The sequence below is a fragment of the Serratia sp. H1w genome (assembly GCF_000633355.1).
In the GTDB taxonomy this organism is placed as follows: Bacteria; Pseudomonadota; Gammaproteobacteria; order Enterobacterales; family Enterobacteriaceae; genus Chania.
Genome location: NZ_AYMQ01000054.1, coordinates 63,810 through 81,583 on the forward strand (window position 1 = coordinate 63,810; position 17,774 = coordinate 81,583).

Sequence of the window (17,774 nt, forward strand, 5' to 3'; positions counted from 1 at the left end):
AAGGGCGGACAGTGCGGACAGTTTTAGGGGTAAAAAACTTTTCTCTATGAAATGGGGGTAAAAAATGACACAGCCTAGCCAAAGAAGATCGGGCATTGAAATACTGGATATACACCCTGCGCGTCAAGGTATCAGGGTGAAGATAGTCAACCGCAAAACAGAGGAGGTTGTTGCGGTACATGATGTGATCAGCTATGTCGATGTGAACTACTGGCATATCTATAGCGATGAGCCAGTGAAACAAGTGCTTCCGTGTATTAAAGTGAATGGCGAAGCAATCCCATTAGACGTGCCAGCGGGCCATAAATTAGTAACCGAGTATATTTAACGAAGAGGGTGATATGGAAAGATTACTTGAAATTAAACGCCGTGTTGATGATATCTCCGAGGATTTGAATGTCATGTATCCACGGTATAAAGCAGATGCGGCTATTAGTGATAAAGTGACAGAGTTAAAAGAGTATGCTCAAGCCGCATTGAAGGAAATTCAGGGGCAACTTAAACGCGGTGAACTCACCGCCTTTGAGAGGCAGTTTATTGAGCCAGCAATTTACGATTCCTACATGAAGGCGATCGACAAAATCAGGAAAGGGGCCAAGCCAAGCGAAAGGCTCAATGATTTAATTTGTGAAACAGATAGCACTATTGGTTATTGGGTATGTGCGATAGAGGCGTTTAAGAAAAAAGAAGTGTAAATGTTTTGTACCCATGATTACTCATGATTACCCCTCTATTTTTGAGGGGTTTCATTTTTTATTTTCATGTATATGTTGGGGGGTGACACTCCGACGGGAGCCGTCACTTTAGCCGCCTAACACCCACCTTTCCGCACTGGAAATCTATTAAGCGGCTTCCCTCTCTGAGTTGGTTTCCCGTCTGTATTCACACTATACGGAAACCGCTATGAAAAAATTGATTGAACTCCGCCAGAAGAAAGCCGAACTCGCTACCCAAATGCGCTCCCTGCTGACCAAGGCCGAAGATGAGAAACGCAGCCTTACCACCGAAGAGGCTACCCAGTTCGACGAACTCCGCACTCAGACCGACGCCCTACAGGCTGATATTGGCCGCTATGAAGCCCTGGCTGATGAAGAACGCGCCCAAGGTGGAAACGCCAAGCCAGCCAAAGACGGCAAGACTGTAACCAATGAAGAGTTGCGTCACTACATCATGACCGGCGAAACCCGCATGTTATCTACCACCGTCAATGAGAGCGGCGGCTATTCCGTTATCCCTGAGCTGGATACCGAGATCATGCGCATGTTGGCGGATGAAAGCGTGATGCGCCAGATCTGTACGGTGAAGACCACCAAATCCAACGAATACAAGAAACTCGTGTCCGTAGGCGGCGCGGCGGTAGGACGTGGCACCGAAGGTGAAGCCCGTACCGAAACCGCGACGCCGAAGCTGGAAGAGGTCAGCATCAAGCTGAACCCTATCTACGCTTACCCGAAAACCACCCAGGAAATCCTCGACTTTAGCGACGTGGATATTCTGGGCTGGCTGACCGAAGAGATCAGCGACACCTTTGCCGAAACCGAAGAAACCGACCTGGTGAACGGTGACGGAGCGAAAAAATCCAAAGGGTTCCTGGCCTATCCCCGCGCTGCTACCGGTGACCGCGCTCGCCCGTTCGGCACCCTGGAGAAAATGGTTTCCGCTGGCACCACTCCCACCGCCGATGAGCTGATCGATCTGGTCTTCAAGCTGCGCCGCCGTTACCGCAAAAATGCCGTATGGGCGATGAACTCCAATACCGCCGCCATGCTGCAAAAGCTGAAGAACGGCAACGGGGATTACATCTGGCGCGATCGTCTGCAAGCCGGTGATCCGGATATGTTGCTGGGCCACCCGGTTCACTACCTGGAGAACATGCCAGACGCCGCCGCAGGCTTGCCAGTAATCGCTGTGGGCGACTTCAAGCGCGGCTATTTCATCGTTGATCACGACACTGGCACCCGTACCCGCCCGGACAACATCACCGAGCCTGGTTTCTACAAGGTGCATACCGATAAGTACCTGGGCGGCGGGCTGATGGATTCCAACGCCATCAAGGTACTGGAAATCAAAAAGTAAGTATCAGCGGAGGGGCTACGGCCCCTTTTCTGTCTGAGGGAATGCACCGATGAAAGAAACCGATTTTGAAATCCGCACCGCCACACTTTCCGCCGCCGATAAAAAGCTGGTGGGTTATGCCGTGAAGTGGAACAGCCGATCAGAGGTGCTGTGGGATGAGTTTGTAGAACAGTTCGCCCCTAATGCCTTCAAAGATAGCCTGGCGGCTGGTGCGGATGTTCGCGCCCTGTACGAGCATGACTATACCGCGCTGCTGGGCCGCAATACCTCCGGCACCCTGGTGCTGAGTGAAGACGCCACCGGCTTGCGCTTTGAGCTGACCCCACCCGATACCCAACTGGGCCGCGATGTGCTGACACTGGTCGAACGTGGTGACATTTCCGGCATGTCTTTCGGGTTCCGAGCCTTGAAAGATCAGTGGGACAGCACCCAACAGCCGTATGTCCGTACCGTGCTGGCCGCCGAGTTACGCGAAATCACCGTGACCAGCTTACCGGCCTACCGTGAAACCGACATTCAGATCGCCAAGCGCTCACTGTTGACCCAACACCCGGAGCTGGTGGAGTTGCGCTCCCATTGGGCTTATCTGGCGGGGTTGTGATATGTGGCCGTGGAAACGCAAGACCGAAAACCGCAGCATGACCATTGATGAGTTTCTGGTGATGGCCGGTATCCCCAACACCGGTTCAGGTGAACATGTCTCATCGGGTAATGCTGAAACCCTGCCAGCGGTACTCAACGCCGTGGCGGTGATTAGCGAAGCGGTAGCCTCCATGCCTTGCTACTTATACCGGGTAACACGTACCAACGGTGTAGAGGCCCGCGCCTGGTTGGCCGATCACCCCGTTGATGTGTTGCTCAATGAGCGCCCGAACGACTGCCAGACCCCTTACCAGTTCAAGCGCACCCTAATGCGCCATTGCCTGTTGAACGGTAACGCCTACGCGGTGATCCAATGGGGCAAGGACGGCCAACCAAAATCATTACACCCCTACCCACCGAGGGCGGTTGTACCGAAGCGCCTGGACAAACACCGCTACGCCTACACCATTACCGAACCTTTCAGCGGTCAAGTTCGCACCTATCTGCAGGAAGAAATCTTGCACCTGCGCTATTCAACCGATGATGGTTTCTTGTCCCGCTCACCGGTCAGCATTTGCCGGGAAACCCTGGGGTTGGGTATGGCTCAACAACGCCACGGTACCAGCATTATGCGTGATGGCATGATGGCCGCAGGGATCGTTAAGGCCAAAGAGTGGCTGGACAGCGTTAATGGCAAGAAAGCTATGGATGCCCTGGAGCGCTACAAGGGGGCCAGGAACGCCGGTAAGACGCCAATCCTTGAAGGTGGCATGGAGTATGAACAATTAGGCATGAGCAATCAGGATGCCGAGTGGTTAGCTTCTCGCCGCTTCACCATTGAAGACATCGCCCGGATCTTCAATATCAGCCCGATCTTCCTGCAAGAGTATTCCAACAGCACCTACAGCAACTTTAGCGAGGCGAGCCGCGCCTTTCTCACCATGACAATGCGCCCCTGGCTGACCAACTTTGAGCAACAGCTTAAAGCCGCCTTGCTATTGAGTTCCCCGTCTGCCGGTTCTCGTTACCAGGTGGAGTTCGACACCGCCGACCTGTTACGCGCCAACCCACAAGATCGTTTCCGCAGTTACGAAACGGCGATCAAGTCTGGCGTGATGTGCCCGAACGAAGCCCGCGAGCGTGAAGGTATGCCACCACGCGAAGGCGGCGAGGAGTTTAGCCAGGCATGGAAACAGGAATTTAAGGTCAGCAAAGACAATAAGGCAGGTGACGAATGAAAGCAGGTCAGATGCGCCACCGCATAACCATTCAAAACTTCACCACGATTGAGCTGCCATCAGGCAGTGAGAAAGAGGTCTGGTTTGATGTGGCTACCGTGTGGGCCGAGGTGAAAGCGATCAGCGGTCGTGAGCTGCTGGCCTCGGGTGCGGAGATGTCGGAGATCACCCTCCGTGTGTGGCTGCGCTACCGGGATGATGTAGGCAGTGCCAGCCGTATCTTGTGGCAACAGAAAGGACATAGGCAACTGGCCTACAACATTGCCTCAGCGATCCCTGATCCGAAAGCCAGCCGGTTAGAGCTGCTATGCAAGGGAGGCGTTACGCCATGAGTGAAACATCAATCGGCCTGGAAGAGGTCAAGCTGCATTGCCGTATCGATGGCAGCGAGGAAGACACCTTGTTGCAGGGTTATATCGCTGCCGCGCTGGAGATCTGCCAGAAACATATCGGTAGGCGTTTCGGTGATGAGCTGGAGCTTAACCCAGCTATCAAGGTGGGTTGCCTGTTGTTGATAAGTCACTGGTATGAGAACCGAGAGATAGCCGCGGAGAAAACCGCCGAGCTGCCCTTCACCACGACTTCATTGTGGAACTACTACCGCGAGCCAGGAGTGTACTGATGCCATCTCACCCACTCAAACGTTGTACTTATCCCGGTTGCCGTAATCGCGTAAAGGCTGGCCGTTGCCCTGAGCACAAGCGACAGGCCAACGCTGCGCTGACTGCCAGCCGTGGCACTCGTACCGAGCGTGGCTATTCCAACCGCTGGGGCCAGTATCGTTTTGCCTATCTCAAGGCTCACCCGCTCTGTGTGATGTGCGAGAAGGAAGGGATCTACGCCCCGGCCAAGATAGTCGATCACATCATCCCGATTGAGGGTGAAAGCGATGTGCTGTTCTGGCCTGCCAGCAATCATCAAGGGTTATGTGTCAGCCATCACAGCAGGAAGACCACCACCCAAGACCCACTCACCAAGCAGCAGCGCAAAGCCGGTCAGTTCCGGGAGCAGGAAGAAGCCGCCGCTCACCGTTGGGATTGGTTGTATGAAGGTAACGAGCCATGACTGAACAAGAGATTAATCAGTTGCTTAAAGGATTGGAGCGTAGCCGTGATGGGTTCACCAAACGCCACGGCAAGACGCCAGAACAAGCCACAGGCAAGCGTCTGTCACAGCGTGACCGTGAGCTAGCCGAAGCGTTCAGAAATCGATAGATGATAATAGTTGTCATTTGAAGGGAGGGGGGGATTTTAAAGACAAAAAAACCTCCTGCAGGAACCACCCGCCTCCTCAAATTTTCACGCGAGGCATTTTTTATAAAAATAAAACCGATGGAGATTCATAACATTATGGCAAAACTACCCAGACCTCCCGCTTATCTCGATGACATTGCGGCCCAGCAGTGGAAAGCCCGTGGCAAACAGTTGGCCGAACGCGGTGATTTGATCCCCGCCGACTGGAACAACTTTGAATTGTATTGCGTCAACTATTCCATTTACAGAAAGGCGGTCGCAGACATTTTCGCCAGAGGGTTCAGCATTGCAAACAGCCAGGGGAGCGAGAGCCGCAACCCTTCTATCAGTGCCAAGGCAGAAGCGGAAAGAGTGATGATCAAAATGTCATCATTGCTGGGCTTTGATCCGGTATCCCGCCGCCGTAACCCGGTGGAAACTGACGAGGATGACGAGATTGACCGCCTATAACCAGTATGCGCTAGACGTCAAAAGCGGCAAAATCCCGGCCTGTGAGCGACTGAAACAGGCTGTTGATCGGTACTTTAGCGACCTGAATAACCCCCTTTACGTGTTCGATACGGCCATAGTAGAGCGTTTTGTCGCTTTTTCTCGCCTCTGTCCCCACGTCAAAGGGCCGTTACGTGGTCAACCGATCGCGCTAGAGCCGTGGCAGCAGTTCGCCTTTGCCAACCTGTTGGGGTTCAAAGTGGTGTCTACTGGTCGCCGCAAATACCGCAGTGCCTACATTCAGGTACCGCGCAAGAATGCCAAATCCACGGTAGCGGCCATGCTGGCTAACTGGTTCCTGGTGATGGAGCACGGCCAGCAGGACATTTACACCGCTGCCGTAAGCCGGGATCAGGCCCGTATCGTGTTCGATGATGCCCGGCAGATGTGCCTGCTGTCCAAACCGCTACGCAAGCGGGTAGCAATCCAACAGCACAAGCTGATCTACGCCAAATCCAACAGCCTGTTAAAGCCGCTGGCGGCCAGAGCTTCAACCATTGAAGGGACTAACCCTAGCCTGGCGGTGGTCGATGAGTATCACCTGCACCCGGATAACGGCGTTTACTCCGCCCTTGAACTGGGCATGGGCGCACGTCCCGAAGGCATTTTGTTTGCCATCACCACCGCTGGCAGCAACATCGTATCGGCCTGCAAGCAGCACTATGATTACTGTTGCCAGATATTGGCCGGGGAAGAAGAGAATGAATCGCTGTTTGCGCTGATCTACGAGCTGGACGACGAGAGCGAAGTAGACGACCCGGCGCAGTGGGTAAAGGCTAATCCTAACCTGTCGGTGTCCGTCGATGTGGCCGCGCTGGCCGATACCATCCAAAAGGCCCGAGGCATTCCCTCGCAGTGGGTGGAAATGCTGACCAAGCGCTTTAACATCTGGTGCCAGGGGGAAACCCCGTGGATGGGTGAGGGAGCCTGGAAAGCCTGCGCCGCTGAATATACCGAAGCCGACCTGGAAGGATTGCAGTGTTACGCCGGTCTGGATCTGTCCTCCACCAGTGACATTACTAGCGTTTGCTATACGTTCCCGCTGGAGCGGTCTGTGCGCCTGCTGACGCGCCATTATATCCCCGACGCCCAACTACAAAACCCTGCCAATAAAAACCGTACCTTATACCGCCAGTGGGTGAAGCAGGGTTGGTTGCGCACCACGCCGGGTGACTGTATCGACTATGACCGCATCCGTGATGATGTGCTGGCCGACGCCGAGCGGTTCAGTATCGAGCTGGTGGGTTTCGACACCTGGAACGCCACGCAAATCCGCACCCAGTTACAGGGGGCCGGCCTCGATGTGGAGCCTTTCCCTCAAACCTATATGAAGTTCAGCCCGGTAGCGAAATCGGCAGAGGTATTCGTTAACCGCAAGGTGATCGAGCACAACGGCGATCCGGTGCTGGCCTGGGCGATGGCTAACGTGGTGATGGAAACCGACGCCAACGCCAATATCAAGCCGAACAAGAAGAAGGCCGCCAACAAGATAGACCCGGCGATCGCCTTCCTGATGAGCTTTGGCACTTACCAGCTACAGCATGAAGAGTTCGCCTTCGACGTGAGCGAAGAGCAGCAAAAGCGCCTTGCGGCGTTCACCGGTATTTAACAGGAGTAACACGATGGCTTTTATCGATGTACCTATGCGTAAAATGATTTTTCATGGCCCCTTGATTGAGCGGTTTGGGCGTGATTTTAAATACAAGGCCCACAATGTCCCCAAAATGATGTCAGCGGCTAAAAGCCTGCTTGATGGGTTTGAGCGGTACATGGCCGAAGCGCACAAGCGCGGCTTAACCTTTGCGGTGTTCGTTGGTAACGAGCGAAAGCGCAACATTGCCGAAGCCGAGCTGGAAATGACGAAAGGCAGTGAGGATATTCACCTAGTGCCGGTGATTATCGGCAGCAAACGCGCCGGGCTGTTCCAGACCATCCTTGGCGTGGCACTGATTGCAATTTCATTCACACCGTTAGGCGCACCTATCGCCTCTTACCTTATGGCTGCCGGTGCCTCAATGGCCCTGGGTGGGATCGCTCAAATGCTTTCACCCCAGGCGGGCGGGCTGCGAACGCGAGAGAGTCCAGATAACAAACCGAGCTATGCCTTTGGCGGGCCAGTAAACACTACCGCGCAGGGGAATCCTGTCGCCGTGGGGTATGGGTGCCGTGAGATAGGCGGTGCAGTAATTTCAGCCGGTATCTATACCGAAGATCAGCAATAACAGGTGACACCATGAAAAACAATGAAAACCAAACAAGAACTGTCCGTGTGTATGGCCCGTTGCGCCAGTTCGTGAAAGACAACAGGAAGGGCGTCATGGAAATGTGCGTCCAGACTCCAGGGGAAGCCATCAAGGCGCTGTGTACGGTCTTGCCGGGGTTTGAGAAGTTCATGCTGACCAGTAAAGCCAAAGGGCTGACCTTTGCCATTTTCAGCGGTAAACAGAACATCGGGCGGGAAGAACTGGAATATAACGGCTCAAGCGAAATACGGATCGTGCCGGTCATCATCGGCAGTAAAAAGGCGGGGATGTTTCAGACCATCCTTGGTGCGGTATTGGTTGTCGTTGGTGCTATTGGCATGTCCCCCTGGGGTCAGGCTTTTGGTGGCGGTGCGTGGGGGTCTTATGCTCTACAGGCAGGCGCTGCAATGATGATTGGTGGTGTCGCTCAAATGCTTTCCCCGATGCAGGGAGGGGCTGCGCGGCGCGAAAGCCCAGAGAATAAGCCATCCTACGCTTTCGGTGGGCCGGTCAACACCATCGCTCAGGGTAATCCTGTGCCGATTGCCTACGGCAAGCGCCGGATCGGTGGAGCCATCATATCAGCCGGGATTTATGCTGAAGATAAAATGTAAAGATGGAGTTGCCGCTAGGAGGCTATCGTTGCAATAGTGAAATTAGTATATTGTATGCGCAACAATGGTTTTTCTTAATGATCAAGGAAACTGATATGAGTAGAGACGATTTTTTTGGTGAGATCGATAAAAGTATCTCTAAAACAAAAGCAGCCGAGGAGGGCCGAGAAAAGCGGATTGCTCAGATTCGTGAAGATTTTAAAGAAATCATCCCTAGGCTTATTCCAACTGTTCAGGAGTATGAAAAAGAACTGATTGGAAGGGGCATAAAAGTGAATGTTGAATCATCGGACAGCCACATTACTTTTAAGCTAAGGTATAAAGATGGTGGGCATAACGACCTTTACTTTGGTGAAAGTAAGCATTTTGATGGTTCGTTTTGTTTTATCACCTACTTTACTGACGATAATGGCAAGCGTTATGAATCCACAAATGGCACTAGTTATTCTGAAAAAAACTGGAATGACCAAGAGTATGTCGAGAAACTAGAGAGTCACATCAAAAGTTTCATTCTATATTCTGAAAGGCATGGTGGATTTTAGACTGCAAAAGCACCGATGAGATGGATGTTTTTCCGCCGTAGGTGGTTTCGATACCTAACGTTCCCGCTCTGAGGTATCCCATAAGTATCCCAGAAAAACTAAAGGACTCACGTTTTTATCGTAAGTCCTTGTTTTATTTGGTGGCCCCTACTGGACTTGAACCAGTGACCAAGCGATTATGAGTCGCCTGCTCTAACCAACTGAGCTAAGGGGCCAAGAGGCGAGATTATACGGTAATCAGGGGACGCAGGTCTACACTCATCAAACCATATGATGTTTTTATGTACAGCTCTAGCCTGTTGTAATTGCTGGCAGATTTTGCGATAACCGTTATTAATCCCTGTCAACGGACTCGCAATACTTATGGAACTCTTGGCACCCAATCTACAGGTGGTGTTCTGCGGCATCAATCCTGGCCTTTCCTCTGCCCATCAGGGCTATCCCTTCGCCAATGGCAGCAACCGCTTCTGGAAGGTGATCCATCAGGCGGGTTTCACCAATCGTCAGTTGGCTCCGGAAGAGTGGTTACAGCTGCAAGATAATGGTTGTGGTATCACCGCTCTGGTAGCGCGCCCAACGGTGGCGGCCAGCGAACTGACGCGCGATGAGCTGCGTGGTGGCGGTGAGGCGCTCAAAGAAAAAATTCTGCGTTACCAACCGCGTGCTTTGGCGATCCTGGGGAAACAGGCGTTCAGCAATGCGTTTGGCGTGCGCAATGCGTCTTGGGGGCGTCAGGAGATGATGCTGGGCGAAACCGAGGTGTGGGTATTACCTAATCCCAGTGGATTGAATCGTGCGACGTTGGAGCAGCTTACCGAGAGTTACCGTGAGCTATTTCTAGCACTGCAATAAGGCATAAACAACCGGCGAGCCGGGGTTGCCGATTGATGACAAACTGGCAATGTCGCTAAATTCGTCGGGATTGAACCACTGATTATTCAGAAGGGCGCAGCATGCAGCGCCTCTACGCGGTGAGGCCTGCAATAAGGCATAAAAAAACCCCGGCAAGCCGGGGTTCTTAGGAGGTTGTTAAACCTTAGTCATCCAGGAAGCTACGCAGCACTTCTGAACGGCTTGGGTGGCGCAGTTTACGCAACGCTTTGGCTTCGATCTGACGAATACGCTCACGGGTAACGTCGAACTGTTTGCCCACTTCTTCCAACGTGTGGTCAGTGTTCATATCGATACCGAAACGCATACGCAGCACTTTCGCTTCACGTGCGGTCAGGCCAGCCAGGACGTCGTGCGTGGCAGAACGCAGGCTTTCAGAGGTGGCAGAATCCAGTGGCAGCTCGAGGGTGGTATCCTCGATGAAATCGCCCAGATGTGAATCTTCATCATCACCAATCGGCGTTTCCATGGAGATCGGCTCTTTGGCGATCTTCAGTACCTTACGGATTTTGTCCTCTGGCATCAGCATACGCTCGGCCAGCTCTTCCGGCGTAGGTTCACGGCCCATCTCTTGCAGCATCTGGCGCGAAATACGGTTGAGTTTGTTGATGGTCTCAATCATATGCACCGGAATACGGATGGTACGTGCCTGGTCGGCGATGGAGCGGGTGATAGCCTGACGGATCCACCAGGTGGCGTAAGTCGAGAACTTGTAGCCACGACGGTATTCAAACTTGTCTACCGCTTTCATCAAGCCGATGTTGCCTTCCTGGATCAGATCCAGGAACTGCAGGCCACGGTTGGTGTATTTCTTGGCGATCGAGATAACCAGACGCAAGTTGGCTTCAACCATCTCTTTCTTCGCGCGGCGGGCTTTCGCTTCACCGATCGACATACGACGGTTGATGTCTTTTACCTGCTCAATGGTCAGGCCGGTTTCTTCTTCGATCTGACGCAGTTTTTGCAGGCTGCGCTGAACATCTTCGCTCACATCTTTCAGCTTTTCTGACCATGGTTTACCCATTGCCAGTGCCGCTGCGAACCAGGTATCGCTGGTTTCGTTGCCGGCGAACAGGGTGACGAAGTTTTTCTTCGGCATTTTGCACTGCTCAACGCACAGCTTCATGATGATACGTTCTTGCGTACGAACGCGATCCATCATGGTACGCATGCTGTTGACCAGGAAGTCGAACTGTTTTGGCACCAGGCGGAACTGCTTGAACACTTCAGACAGCTTCAGGATCTCTTCTGCTGCGCTGGCGTGGCTGCGGCCGTTCTTTTTGATGACCAGACGAGTTGCTTCGTACTGATCGCGCAGATCGGTAAACTTCTGGCGCGCCAGTTCCGGATCGATGCTGTTGTCGTCTTCAGCTTCGTCTTCTTCGTCTTCGTCTTTTTCGTCGTCGTCCTGCTCTTCGGTGGTTAATTCAGAACCGATGTGCGTGGCGGTAGGCGCGATGTCCTCTTCCGCGTTAGGATCGACGAAGCCGGTGATCAGATCGGACAGGCGTGCTTCGCCAGCCTCGACGCGATCGTACTGCTCCAGCAGATAGGTGATGGCCTCAGGGTACTCGGCAACCGAGCACTGCACCTGATTGATGCCGTCTTCGATACGCTTGGCGATGTCGATTTCGCCTTCGCGTGTCAGCAACTCAACGGTACCCATTTCGCGCATGTACATACGCACCGGGTCGGTAGTGCGCCCGATTTCAGATTCTACGCTGGACAGCACCTGAGCGGCAGCTTCTTCCGCATCTTCGTCTGTGCTGTTGTTGTTTTCAGCCAGCAGCAGGTCATCGGCGTCCGGTGCTTCTTCCATCACCTGGATGCCCATGTCGTTAATCATCTGGATGATGTCTTCGATCTGGTCGGAGTCGACGATATCTTCCGGCAGATGGTCATTGACCTCAGCATAGGTCAGATAGCCTTGCTCCTTACCACGTTGGACAAGAAGTTTAAGCTGTGACTGCGGGTTTTGCTCCATAAGACGGTATCCACACTTCAGAGTATTTGGGTTGGTGTCGGTCGGCGAAACCGCCAACAATAGCATTTGGGGCGTTTTTGTTGTTGCCGCGGCCCACTGTGGCGGCATATTGCAGGGCTCAGCCCTCGCATTTATCGGCACTTAAGCCGTTTGGTATTCAGTCTTTCTTCGCCAGTGCCAGTTGTAATGACCAAAGTTCTTTGCGTTCGTCTGCATTCAGGCCATGCGTTCTGTCACGGGCGATCAAATCTTCCTGACGTTTTTCCAGGACCGAGTCGTAGAGATTCGTCAGCGTATCTAAAAAGTGTTGCTCAACTTGTTCCTCAACGATCATATGGTTCCATGTTGCCAAGGTTTCAAGCTGTGGACTCAATTTGTTATCCCGGTACAGTTCCAGCAACTGGCCGGTGGTCAGACCCGGTTGCGCCAAACAGGTTTGCACCAGCTCAACAAATAGCGGTAAGCCCGCCTGCTTAGTCTGCTCGAGTCCTTCCAGAGAAGGGATAAGTGTAGCCAAACGCGGATTTTGCACCAGTAATCCTATCAGTATACGCATGGTTGTGCGTTTTAGCTGGGGCGCCTGATAAGTATTCGCATTTTCCGCCTGTTTGGGCATCAGCTTGTCGAGCTGGCTATCGTCCAGCAGGCCCAGCTTGCTGCCAAGCTGTTGGCGCAGGTACAGACGCAATGTCTCACCTGGCACCTGAGTGATCAGCGGTAGTGCCAACGTACTCAGTTTGGCACGGCCATCCGGGCTACTCAGATCGACCTGCGGCATCAACGTTTCGAACAGGAAAGTGGAAAGCGGCTGCGCCAGCTCCATTCGCTGTTCGAAGGCGCCTTTGCCTTCTTTACGGACTAGCGTGTCCGGATCTTCACCATCGGGTAAAAACATAAACCGCAGCTGACGCCCGTCGTTCAGATAGGGCAGTGCGGTTTCCAACGCGCGCCAGGCGGCTTCACGGCCAGCTCTGTCGCCGTCGTAACAGCAGACAACGTTATCGGTGGCGCGGAACATCAGCTGAATATGTTCAGCCGTTGTCGAGGTTCCGAGTGAGGCAACGGCATAATCAATGCCATATTGCGCTAACGCCACCACGTCCATATAGCCTTCAACCACCAACAAACGCTGCGGGTTGGCGTGGCTCTGCTGTGCTTCATACAGGCCGTATAACTGACGGCCCTTGTGGAATACTTCGGTTTCCGGCGAGTTCAGGTACTTGGGCATACCGTCGCCCAGCACTCGTCCACCAAAGGCGATCACCCGCCCGCGTTTGTCGCGGATGGGGAACATCACACGTTCGCGGAAGCGATCGTAAGTGCGCCCTTGATCGTTAGTCACCAACATTCCGGCATCGTTCAATGCTGCCCGGCTGTCGGTATCACGCCCGAAACGCTTTAACGCATTATCCCAACCGGCAGGTGCAAAGCCGATGGCAAAATGGCGGATAACGTCGTCGCTCAATCCGCGCTGTTGCAGGTAGTTGCGCGCCTGCGTACCGTTGGATTGATGCAGTGACTGTTGATAGAACGCGCTGAGCTGTTCCATCAGTTGATATAGGCTTTGACGCTGATGGCGTTCGATTTGCGTCGGTCCGGTGCCTGCCTCGTAAGGCACTTCCAGCCCGTGCATGGTGGCCAGTTCCTCGATGGTTTCGACAAACTCGAGTCTGTCGTAATTCATCAGGAAGTCGACGGCGTTACCGTGCGCTCCACAACCAAAACAGTGATAAAACTGTTTGTCGCCATTAACGGTGAATGAAGGCGTTTTTTCGTGGTGGAACGGACAGCACGCGTGATAGTTCTTGCCCTGCTTTTTAAGCTTTACCCGGGCGTCGATCAGATCGACGATGTCGGTGCGAGCCAGCAAGTCATTGATAAATACACGCGGAATTCGTCCAGCCATAAGCCCCTGTTACGATTGCCTATAAACGAGAACAAGCCGCGCATTCCTTTCGGAAAGCACGGCCTTCGTATGCAACTACTCGGTCTGCGTGTTCTTGAAAAAGAAAAAAATCACGCGGTGGGGTTACCCCCGAAGGATTAATACAGACGAGTGCGGCGTGCGTTTTCGCGAGCCAGTTTCTTCGCGTGGCGTTTTACTGCAGAAGCTTTAGCGCGTTTACGTTCGGTAGTCGGTTTTTCATAGAACTCACGACGACGAACTTCAGCTAAAACACCTGCTTTTTCGCAGGAGCGTTTGAAACGACGCAGTGCAACGTCAAATGGCTCGTTTTCACGTACTTTAATTACCGGCATGTGCCTCTCACCTCAATAGAATTCGGTTTGCTGCTGGCCAAGCGCCAGCCTTTTCAAAATGGTGCGGAATTTTACTTCAATGGATGCTGCTTTGTAAAGCACCATAGCAAATTGAAACATGCCGCGTTCCGGCAAACTCGCGCAATTATGCATCAGCCGCCGATTATAGACTAATCAGAAAAAATTGCTCGTTTTTAATCACCCGGCGGGCAACCTTGTGAATCATCGACATAGCGCGCCAGGCGGTCTGGGTGCTGCGGGCAGGCGGTAAATGGCGTTGATTGTGATAAACTGGCGGCCGCACGTGAATGATGGGAAATGTAATGCGCGTATTGGGTATAGAAACGTCCTGCGATGAAACCGGTATTGCAGTGTATGACGATCAAACCGGTTTGTTAGCCAACCAACTCTACAGCCAGGTAAAACTGCATGCCGACTATGGCGGCGTGGTGCCGGAGCTGGCTTCTCGCGATCACGTGCGTAAAACCGTGCCGCTGATCCAGGCTGCGCTGAAAGAGGCGAACCTGAAGCCAAGCGATATCGACGGCGTGGCGTATACCGCCGGGCCTGGCTTGGTCGGTGCTTTGTTGGTCGGGGCAACCATTGGCCGCGCGTTGGCGTTTGCCTGGGGCGTGCCTGCGGTGCCAGTGCATCATATGGAAGGCCACTTGTTGGCACCGATGTTGGAAGATAACCCACCGGCGTTTCCGTTTGTGGCGTTACTGGTGTCTGGCGGTCACACCCAACTGATCAGCGTGACGGGGATCGGTGAATATACCTTGTTGGGGGAGTCGGTCGACGATGCCGCTGGCGAAGCGTTCGACAAAACCGCCAAGCTGTTAGGGCTGGATTATCCTGGCGGGCCGATGCTGTCTAAAATGGCGCAGCAGGGCACGGAAGGGCGCTTTACCTTCCCACGGCCAATGACCGATCGCCCTGGGCTGGATTTCAGCTTTTCCGGCCTGAAAACCTTTGCTGCCAATACCATCCGCTCTAACGGCAACGACGATCAGACTCGTGCCGACATCGCCCGTGCCTTTGAGGATGCGGTGGTGGATACGCTGGCGATCAAATGCAAGCGTGCGCTGGAACAGACCGGGTTTAAACGCCTGGTGATGGCCGGTGGCGTCAGCGCCAACCGTACATTGCGCAGCAAGCTGGCAGAGTTGATGAAAAAACGCGGTGGTGAAGTGTTTTATGCCCGCCCGGAATTCTGTACCGACAATGGGGCGATGATCGCCTACGCCGGGATGGTTCGGCTGAAAAACGGTGGCGATCCGGAGCTGAGCGTTACCGTACGCCCACGTTGGCCGCTGGCAGAGCTGCCTGCGGTGTAAAAGCCAAGGGCCGGAATTTTCGGCCCTTTATTATTCTTCGTGCTTCTCTTCCTGCCCCACAACACTGTCTTTCTTCTTGCGGAACTTACCCCAAATCTTCCCTTCCTGGCCGCGCCACAGGCGTTGGATATTATCGTGATGACGCATCAGGATCAGGCAGGAGAGCATAGCCACTGGGAAGGTAAACTGCGGTTTGAACCACCAGACGTAGAACGGCGCAATCAGCGCGCTGACGATCGCCCCGAGTGAGGAATAGCCACTCAGCAGTACGGTCAACAGCCAGGTACCGGTCATCAGGCCAGTGAGATCCCAGCCGATCGGTGCAATGGCACCGAACGCCGTTGCTACACCTTTACCGCCCCGGAAGTGGAAGAACACCGGATAGATATGCCCAAGACAGGCAGCTATCGCCGTCAGGCCCAGATACAGCGGTGGGACATTGAACGCATAAGCCAACCAGACAGGCAACATCCCTTTCAGAATATCGAACACCAACACCGTAGCCGCAGCCAGGCGGCCGCCGATACGCAGGACGTTGGTCGCCCCTGGATTTCCCGATCCATGTTCACGCGGATCTGGTAGCCTGGCGATCCGACAAACCAGGATCGCACTGGAAACTGAGCCACACAGATACGCGAAGATAATCATGCCAAGCGCGGTAGCACTCATAACGCGGTTCCGTTTAATAATGGTCGTTTTACTCGCAACATCTATGGATAATACGCATATTCCGCTGGAAGTGGTATCCGGCAAGGCCAAAAACTGAGAATGACGTGATGGATATCGTATTTATAGAAGAGCTTAGCGTGATCACCACCATTGGCGTTTATGATTGGGAACAGACTATCCAGCAAAAGCTGGTGTTCGATATCGAAATGGCGTGGGACAACCGCCAGGCGGCCGCCAGTGATGATGTGAATGATTGCCTGAGCTATGCCGATATCAGCGATGCGGTGATCCAGCATGTGCAACCCAATCGTTTTGCACTGGTGGAGCGGGTAGCAGAGGAGGTTTCCGAAATTTTGCTGCGGCGCTTTAAATCTCCCTGGGTCCGTATTAAGGTCAGCAAGCCGGGTGCGGTTGCGCACGCCAGCCGGGTTGGGGTGATCATTGAGCGTGGCAAGCGCCCAGCCTGATGAGTTGTCACTTTTATGCAACTAATGAGCGGTATTCTGGTCTGTAACTAGAATTGTTTAAGCGGCAAGGTGTTGAACATTGCCGCTTTTTTGTGTTTGTACCTTAACGGTTTTACATTTGAAATGGGGTTAGCGGGCTGATGGCGGACATGCATTCATTGTTTGTGGCATTTGTTCTTGGGGTAGTCGAAGGGCTGACAGAGTTCCTTCCGGTTTCCTCTACTGGGCACATGATCATCGTAGGGGAATTGTTGGGTTTTACCGGGGACAAGGCGAAAACGTTCGAAGTCATTATCCAACTGGGTTCGATCCTGGCCGTGGTGGTGGTGTTCTGGCGTCGTCTGTTTGGCCTGATCGGCATTCACTTCGGTGGTAAGCCGGTGCCTCATGAAGGGCAGACGGCAGGGCAACTGAAGTTGGGCCATATCCTGCTGGCGATGATCCCGGCGGTGGCGTTGGGGCTGTTGCTGCACGACATGATCAAATCGCTGTTTGAACCGAAAAATGTGATGTATGCGTTAGTGGTTGGCGGCCTGTTGCTGCTGGCAGCCGAATGGCTGAAGCCGAAAAAGCCAAGCGCGGTCGGGCTGGATGATATTACCTATCGCCAGGCATTTTTGATCGGTTGCTTCCAGTGTCTGGCGCTGTGGCCCGGCTTTTCCCGTTCCGGCTCCACCATTTCGGGCGGTATGCTGGTGGGCGTGAGCCGTTTTGCGGCCTCGGAGTTCTCCTTTATTCTGGCGGTGCCGATGATGATCGGGGCCAGCGGGCTAGATCTGTACAAGAGCCTGCACTTCCTGACGCTCAATGATCTGCCGATGTTTGCCGTCGGTTTCGCCACCGCTTTTGTGGTTGCGCTGATCGCGATCAAGACTTTCCTGCAGCTTATCAAGCGTATCTCGTTTGTGCCGTTCGCTATCTACCGCTTTGTTGTCGCGGCGGCGGTGTACATGGTGTTTATGTAATCTCACCAGAATCACAGGGGTGTTGCATGCTGCTGAGCGGGTGCAGTGCCCCTACAATTTTTCTGTAAAGCCTCCGCTGCACCCTCCTTTTGGTCCGACCAAAGCCGGAAAAATGTGAATCTCAGGCACATAAACGGCAAAAAACCATACACAGACATTGCATGT

Annotated in this window: 22 protein-coding genes and 1 tRNA gene; 18 read left to right on the forward strand and 5 right to left on the reverse strand. The window is 53.5% G+C overall.

What is annotated here, in order from left to right; translation table 11 throughout:
- Positions 1–64 precede the first annotated feature (64 nt).
- The 14 genes from U869_RS0111995 (at position 65) to U869_RS0112060 (ending at position 9,037) form a co-directional block, all read left to right on the forward strand.
- The gene (locus U869_RS0111995) at positions 65–328 is read left to right on the forward strand and encodes a hypothetical protein (RefSeq protein ID WP_025119987.1); all 264 of its coding nucleotides are present in this window, start codon (positions 65–67) and stop codon (positions 326–328) included.
- Between the two features lie 13 nt (positions 329–341).
- Positions 342–695: a hypothetical protein gene (locus U869_RS0112000; RefSeq protein WP_025119986.1), complete on the forward strand. Its 354-nt coding sequence runs from the start codon at positions 342–344 to the stop codon at positions 693–695.
- A gap of 208 nt (positions 696–903) precedes the next feature.
- The gene (locus tag U869_RS0112005) at positions 904–2,076 is read left to right on the forward strand and encodes a phage major capsid protein (protein WP_025119985.1); all 1,173 of its coding nucleotides are present in this window, start codon (positions 904–906) and stop codon (positions 2,074–2,076) included.
- A gap of 49 nt (positions 2,077–2,125) precedes the next feature.
- Complete coding sequence (locus U869_RS0112010) at positions 2,126–2,677, forward strand: HK97 family phage prohead protease (protein WP_025119984.1); 552 nt, start codon at positions 2,126–2,128, stop codon at positions 2,675–2,677.
- A gap of 1 nt (position 2,678) precedes the next feature.
- The gene (locus tag U869_RS0112015; protein ID WP_115650693.1) at positions 2,679–3,896 is read left to right on the forward strand and encodes a phage portal protein; all 1,218 of its coding nucleotides are present in this window, start codon (positions 2,679–2,681) and stop codon (positions 3,894–3,896) included.
- Entirely contained in the window at positions 3,893–4,228 is a 336-nt protein-coding gene (locus tag U869_RS0112020) for a phage head closure protein (RefSeq protein WP_025119982.1), read from the forward strand. The genes U869_RS0112015 and U869_RS0112020 overlap by 4 nt, the downstream gene beginning before the upstream one ends.
- Entirely contained in the window at positions 4,225–4,518 is a 294-nt protein-coding gene (locus U869_RS0112025) for a head-tail connector protein (protein ID WP_025119981.1), read from the forward strand. The genes U869_RS0112020 and U869_RS0112025 overlap by 4 nt, the downstream gene beginning before the upstream one ends.
- On the forward strand, positions 4,518–4,961 hold the full coding sequence (locus U869_RS0112030) for an HNH endonuclease (protein ID WP_025119980.1): 444 nt from the start codon (positions 4,518–4,520) through the stop codon (positions 4,959–4,961). The genes U869_RS0112025 and U869_RS0112030 overlap by 1 nt, the downstream gene beginning before the upstream one ends.
- Positions 4,958–5,110: a hypothetical protein gene (locus tag U869_RS32395; RefSeq protein WP_198530675.1), complete on the forward strand. Its 153-nt coding sequence runs from the start codon at positions 4,958–4,960 to the stop codon at positions 5,108–5,110. The genes U869_RS0112030 and U869_RS32395 overlap by 4 nt, the downstream gene beginning before the upstream one ends.
- A gap of 135 nt (positions 5,111–5,245) precedes the next feature.
- Entirely contained in the window at positions 5,246–5,599 is a 354-nt protein-coding gene (locus U869_RS0112040; RefSeq protein WP_025119979.1) for a phage terminase small subunit P27 family, read from the forward strand.
- A complete protein-coding gene (locus U869_RS0112045) occupies positions 5,586–7,247 on the forward strand; it encodes a terminase large subunit (RefSeq protein WP_025119978.1) in 1,662 nt (553 codons plus the stop codon). The genes U869_RS0112040 and U869_RS0112045 overlap by 14 nt, the downstream gene beginning before the upstream one ends.
- Before the next feature lie 13 nt (positions 7,248–7,260).
- Positions 7,261–7,860, forward strand: coding sequence for a tail assembly protein (locus U869_RS0112050; RefSeq protein ID WP_025119977.1), 600 nt, complete (start codon positions 7,261–7,263; stop codon positions 7,858–7,860).
- Between the two features lie 11 nt (positions 7,861–7,871).
- Complete coding sequence (locus tag U869_RS0112055; RefSeq protein WP_025119976.1) at positions 7,872–8,495, forward strand: tail assembly protein; 624 nt, start codon at positions 7,872–7,874, stop codon at positions 8,493–8,495.
- Between the two features lie 95 nt (positions 8,496–8,590).
- On the forward strand, positions 8,591–9,037 hold the full coding sequence (locus U869_RS0112060) for a hypothetical protein (protein ID WP_025119975.1): 447 nt from the start codon (positions 8,591–8,593) through the stop codon (positions 9,035–9,037).
- A gap of 138 nt (positions 9,038–9,175) precedes the next feature.
- Here U869_RS0112060 and U869_RS0112065 read toward each other — a convergent pair.
- A tRNA-Ile gene (locus tag U869_RS0112065) sits at positions 9,176–9,252 on the reverse strand.
- 148 nt (positions 9,253–9,400) lie between these two features.
- On the opposite strand from U869_RS0112065, the gene mug reads away from it, so the two are divergent.
- On the forward strand, positions 9,401–9,889 hold the full coding sequence (mug, locus tag U869_RS0112070; protein ID WP_025119974.1) for a G/U mismatch-specific DNA glycosylase: 489 nt from the start codon (positions 9,401–9,403) through the stop codon (positions 9,887–9,889).
- Positions 9,890–10,073: 184 nt separating this feature from the next.
- Here mug and rpoD read toward each other — a convergent pair whose 3' ends face one another.
- The 3 genes from rpoD to rpsU all read right to left on the reverse strand — a co-directional run bounded on the left by rpoD (position 10,074) and on the right by rpsU (position 14,171).
- Entirely contained in the window at positions 10,074–11,912 is a 1,839-nt protein-coding gene (gene rpoD / locus U869_RS0112075; protein ID WP_025119973.1) for an RNA polymerase sigma factor RpoD, read from the reverse strand.
- 157 nt (positions 11,913–12,069) lie between these two features.
- Positions 12,070–13,818 (reverse strand): DNA primase, encoded by a 1,749-nt coding sequence (gene dnaG / locus U869_RS0112080; RefSeq protein WP_025119972.1) that lies wholly within the window; start codon positions 13,816–13,818, stop codon positions 12,070–12,072.
- A 137-nt stretch (positions 13,819–13,955) separates the two neighbouring features.
- Positions 13,956–14,171 carry a 30S ribosomal protein S21 gene (gene rpsU / locus U869_RS0112085; RefSeq protein WP_001144069.1) on the reverse strand — a complete coding sequence of 72 codons (216 nt, stop codon included), beginning with the start codon at positions 14,169–14,171 and terminating at the stop codon, positions 13,956–13,958.
- A gap of 323 nt (positions 14,172–14,494) precedes the next feature.
- Here rpsU and tsaD point away from each other — a divergent pair, with 323 nt between their 5' ends.
- Positions 14,495–15,508, forward strand: coding sequence for a tRNA (adenosine(37)-N6)-threonylcarbamoyltransferase complex transferase subunit TsaD (gene tsaD, locus U869_RS0112095; protein WP_025119971.1), 1,014 nt, complete (start codon positions 14,495–14,497; stop codon positions 15,506–15,508).
- A 30-nt stretch (positions 15,509–15,538) separates the two neighbouring features.
- Here tsaD and plsY read toward each other — a convergent pair whose 3' ends face one another.
- Positions 15,539–16,177, reverse strand: coding sequence for a glycerol-3-phosphate 1-O-acyltransferase PlsY (plsY, locus tag U869_RS0112100; protein WP_025119970.1), 639 nt, complete (start codon positions 16,175–16,177; stop codon positions 15,539–15,541).
- Positions 16,178–16,284: 107 nt separating this feature from the next.
- On the opposite strand from plsY, the gene folB reads away from it, so the two are divergent.
- Together folB and bacA are read left to right on the forward strand one after the other, a co-directional pair.
- Positions 16,285–16,644 (forward strand): bifunctional dihydroneopterin aldolase/7,8-dihydroneopterin epimerase, encoded by a 360-nt coding sequence (gene folB, locus U869_RS0112105; RefSeq protein ID WP_025119969.1) that lies wholly within the window; start codon positions 16,285–16,287, stop codon positions 16,642–16,644.
- A gap of 140 nt (positions 16,645–16,784) precedes the next feature.
- A complete protein-coding gene (gene bacA / locus U869_RS0112110; RefSeq protein ID WP_025119968.1) occupies positions 16,785–17,609 on the forward strand; it encodes an undecaprenyl-diphosphate phosphatase in 825 nt (274 codons plus the stop codon).
- Positions 17,610–17,774 lie beyond the last annotated feature (165 nt).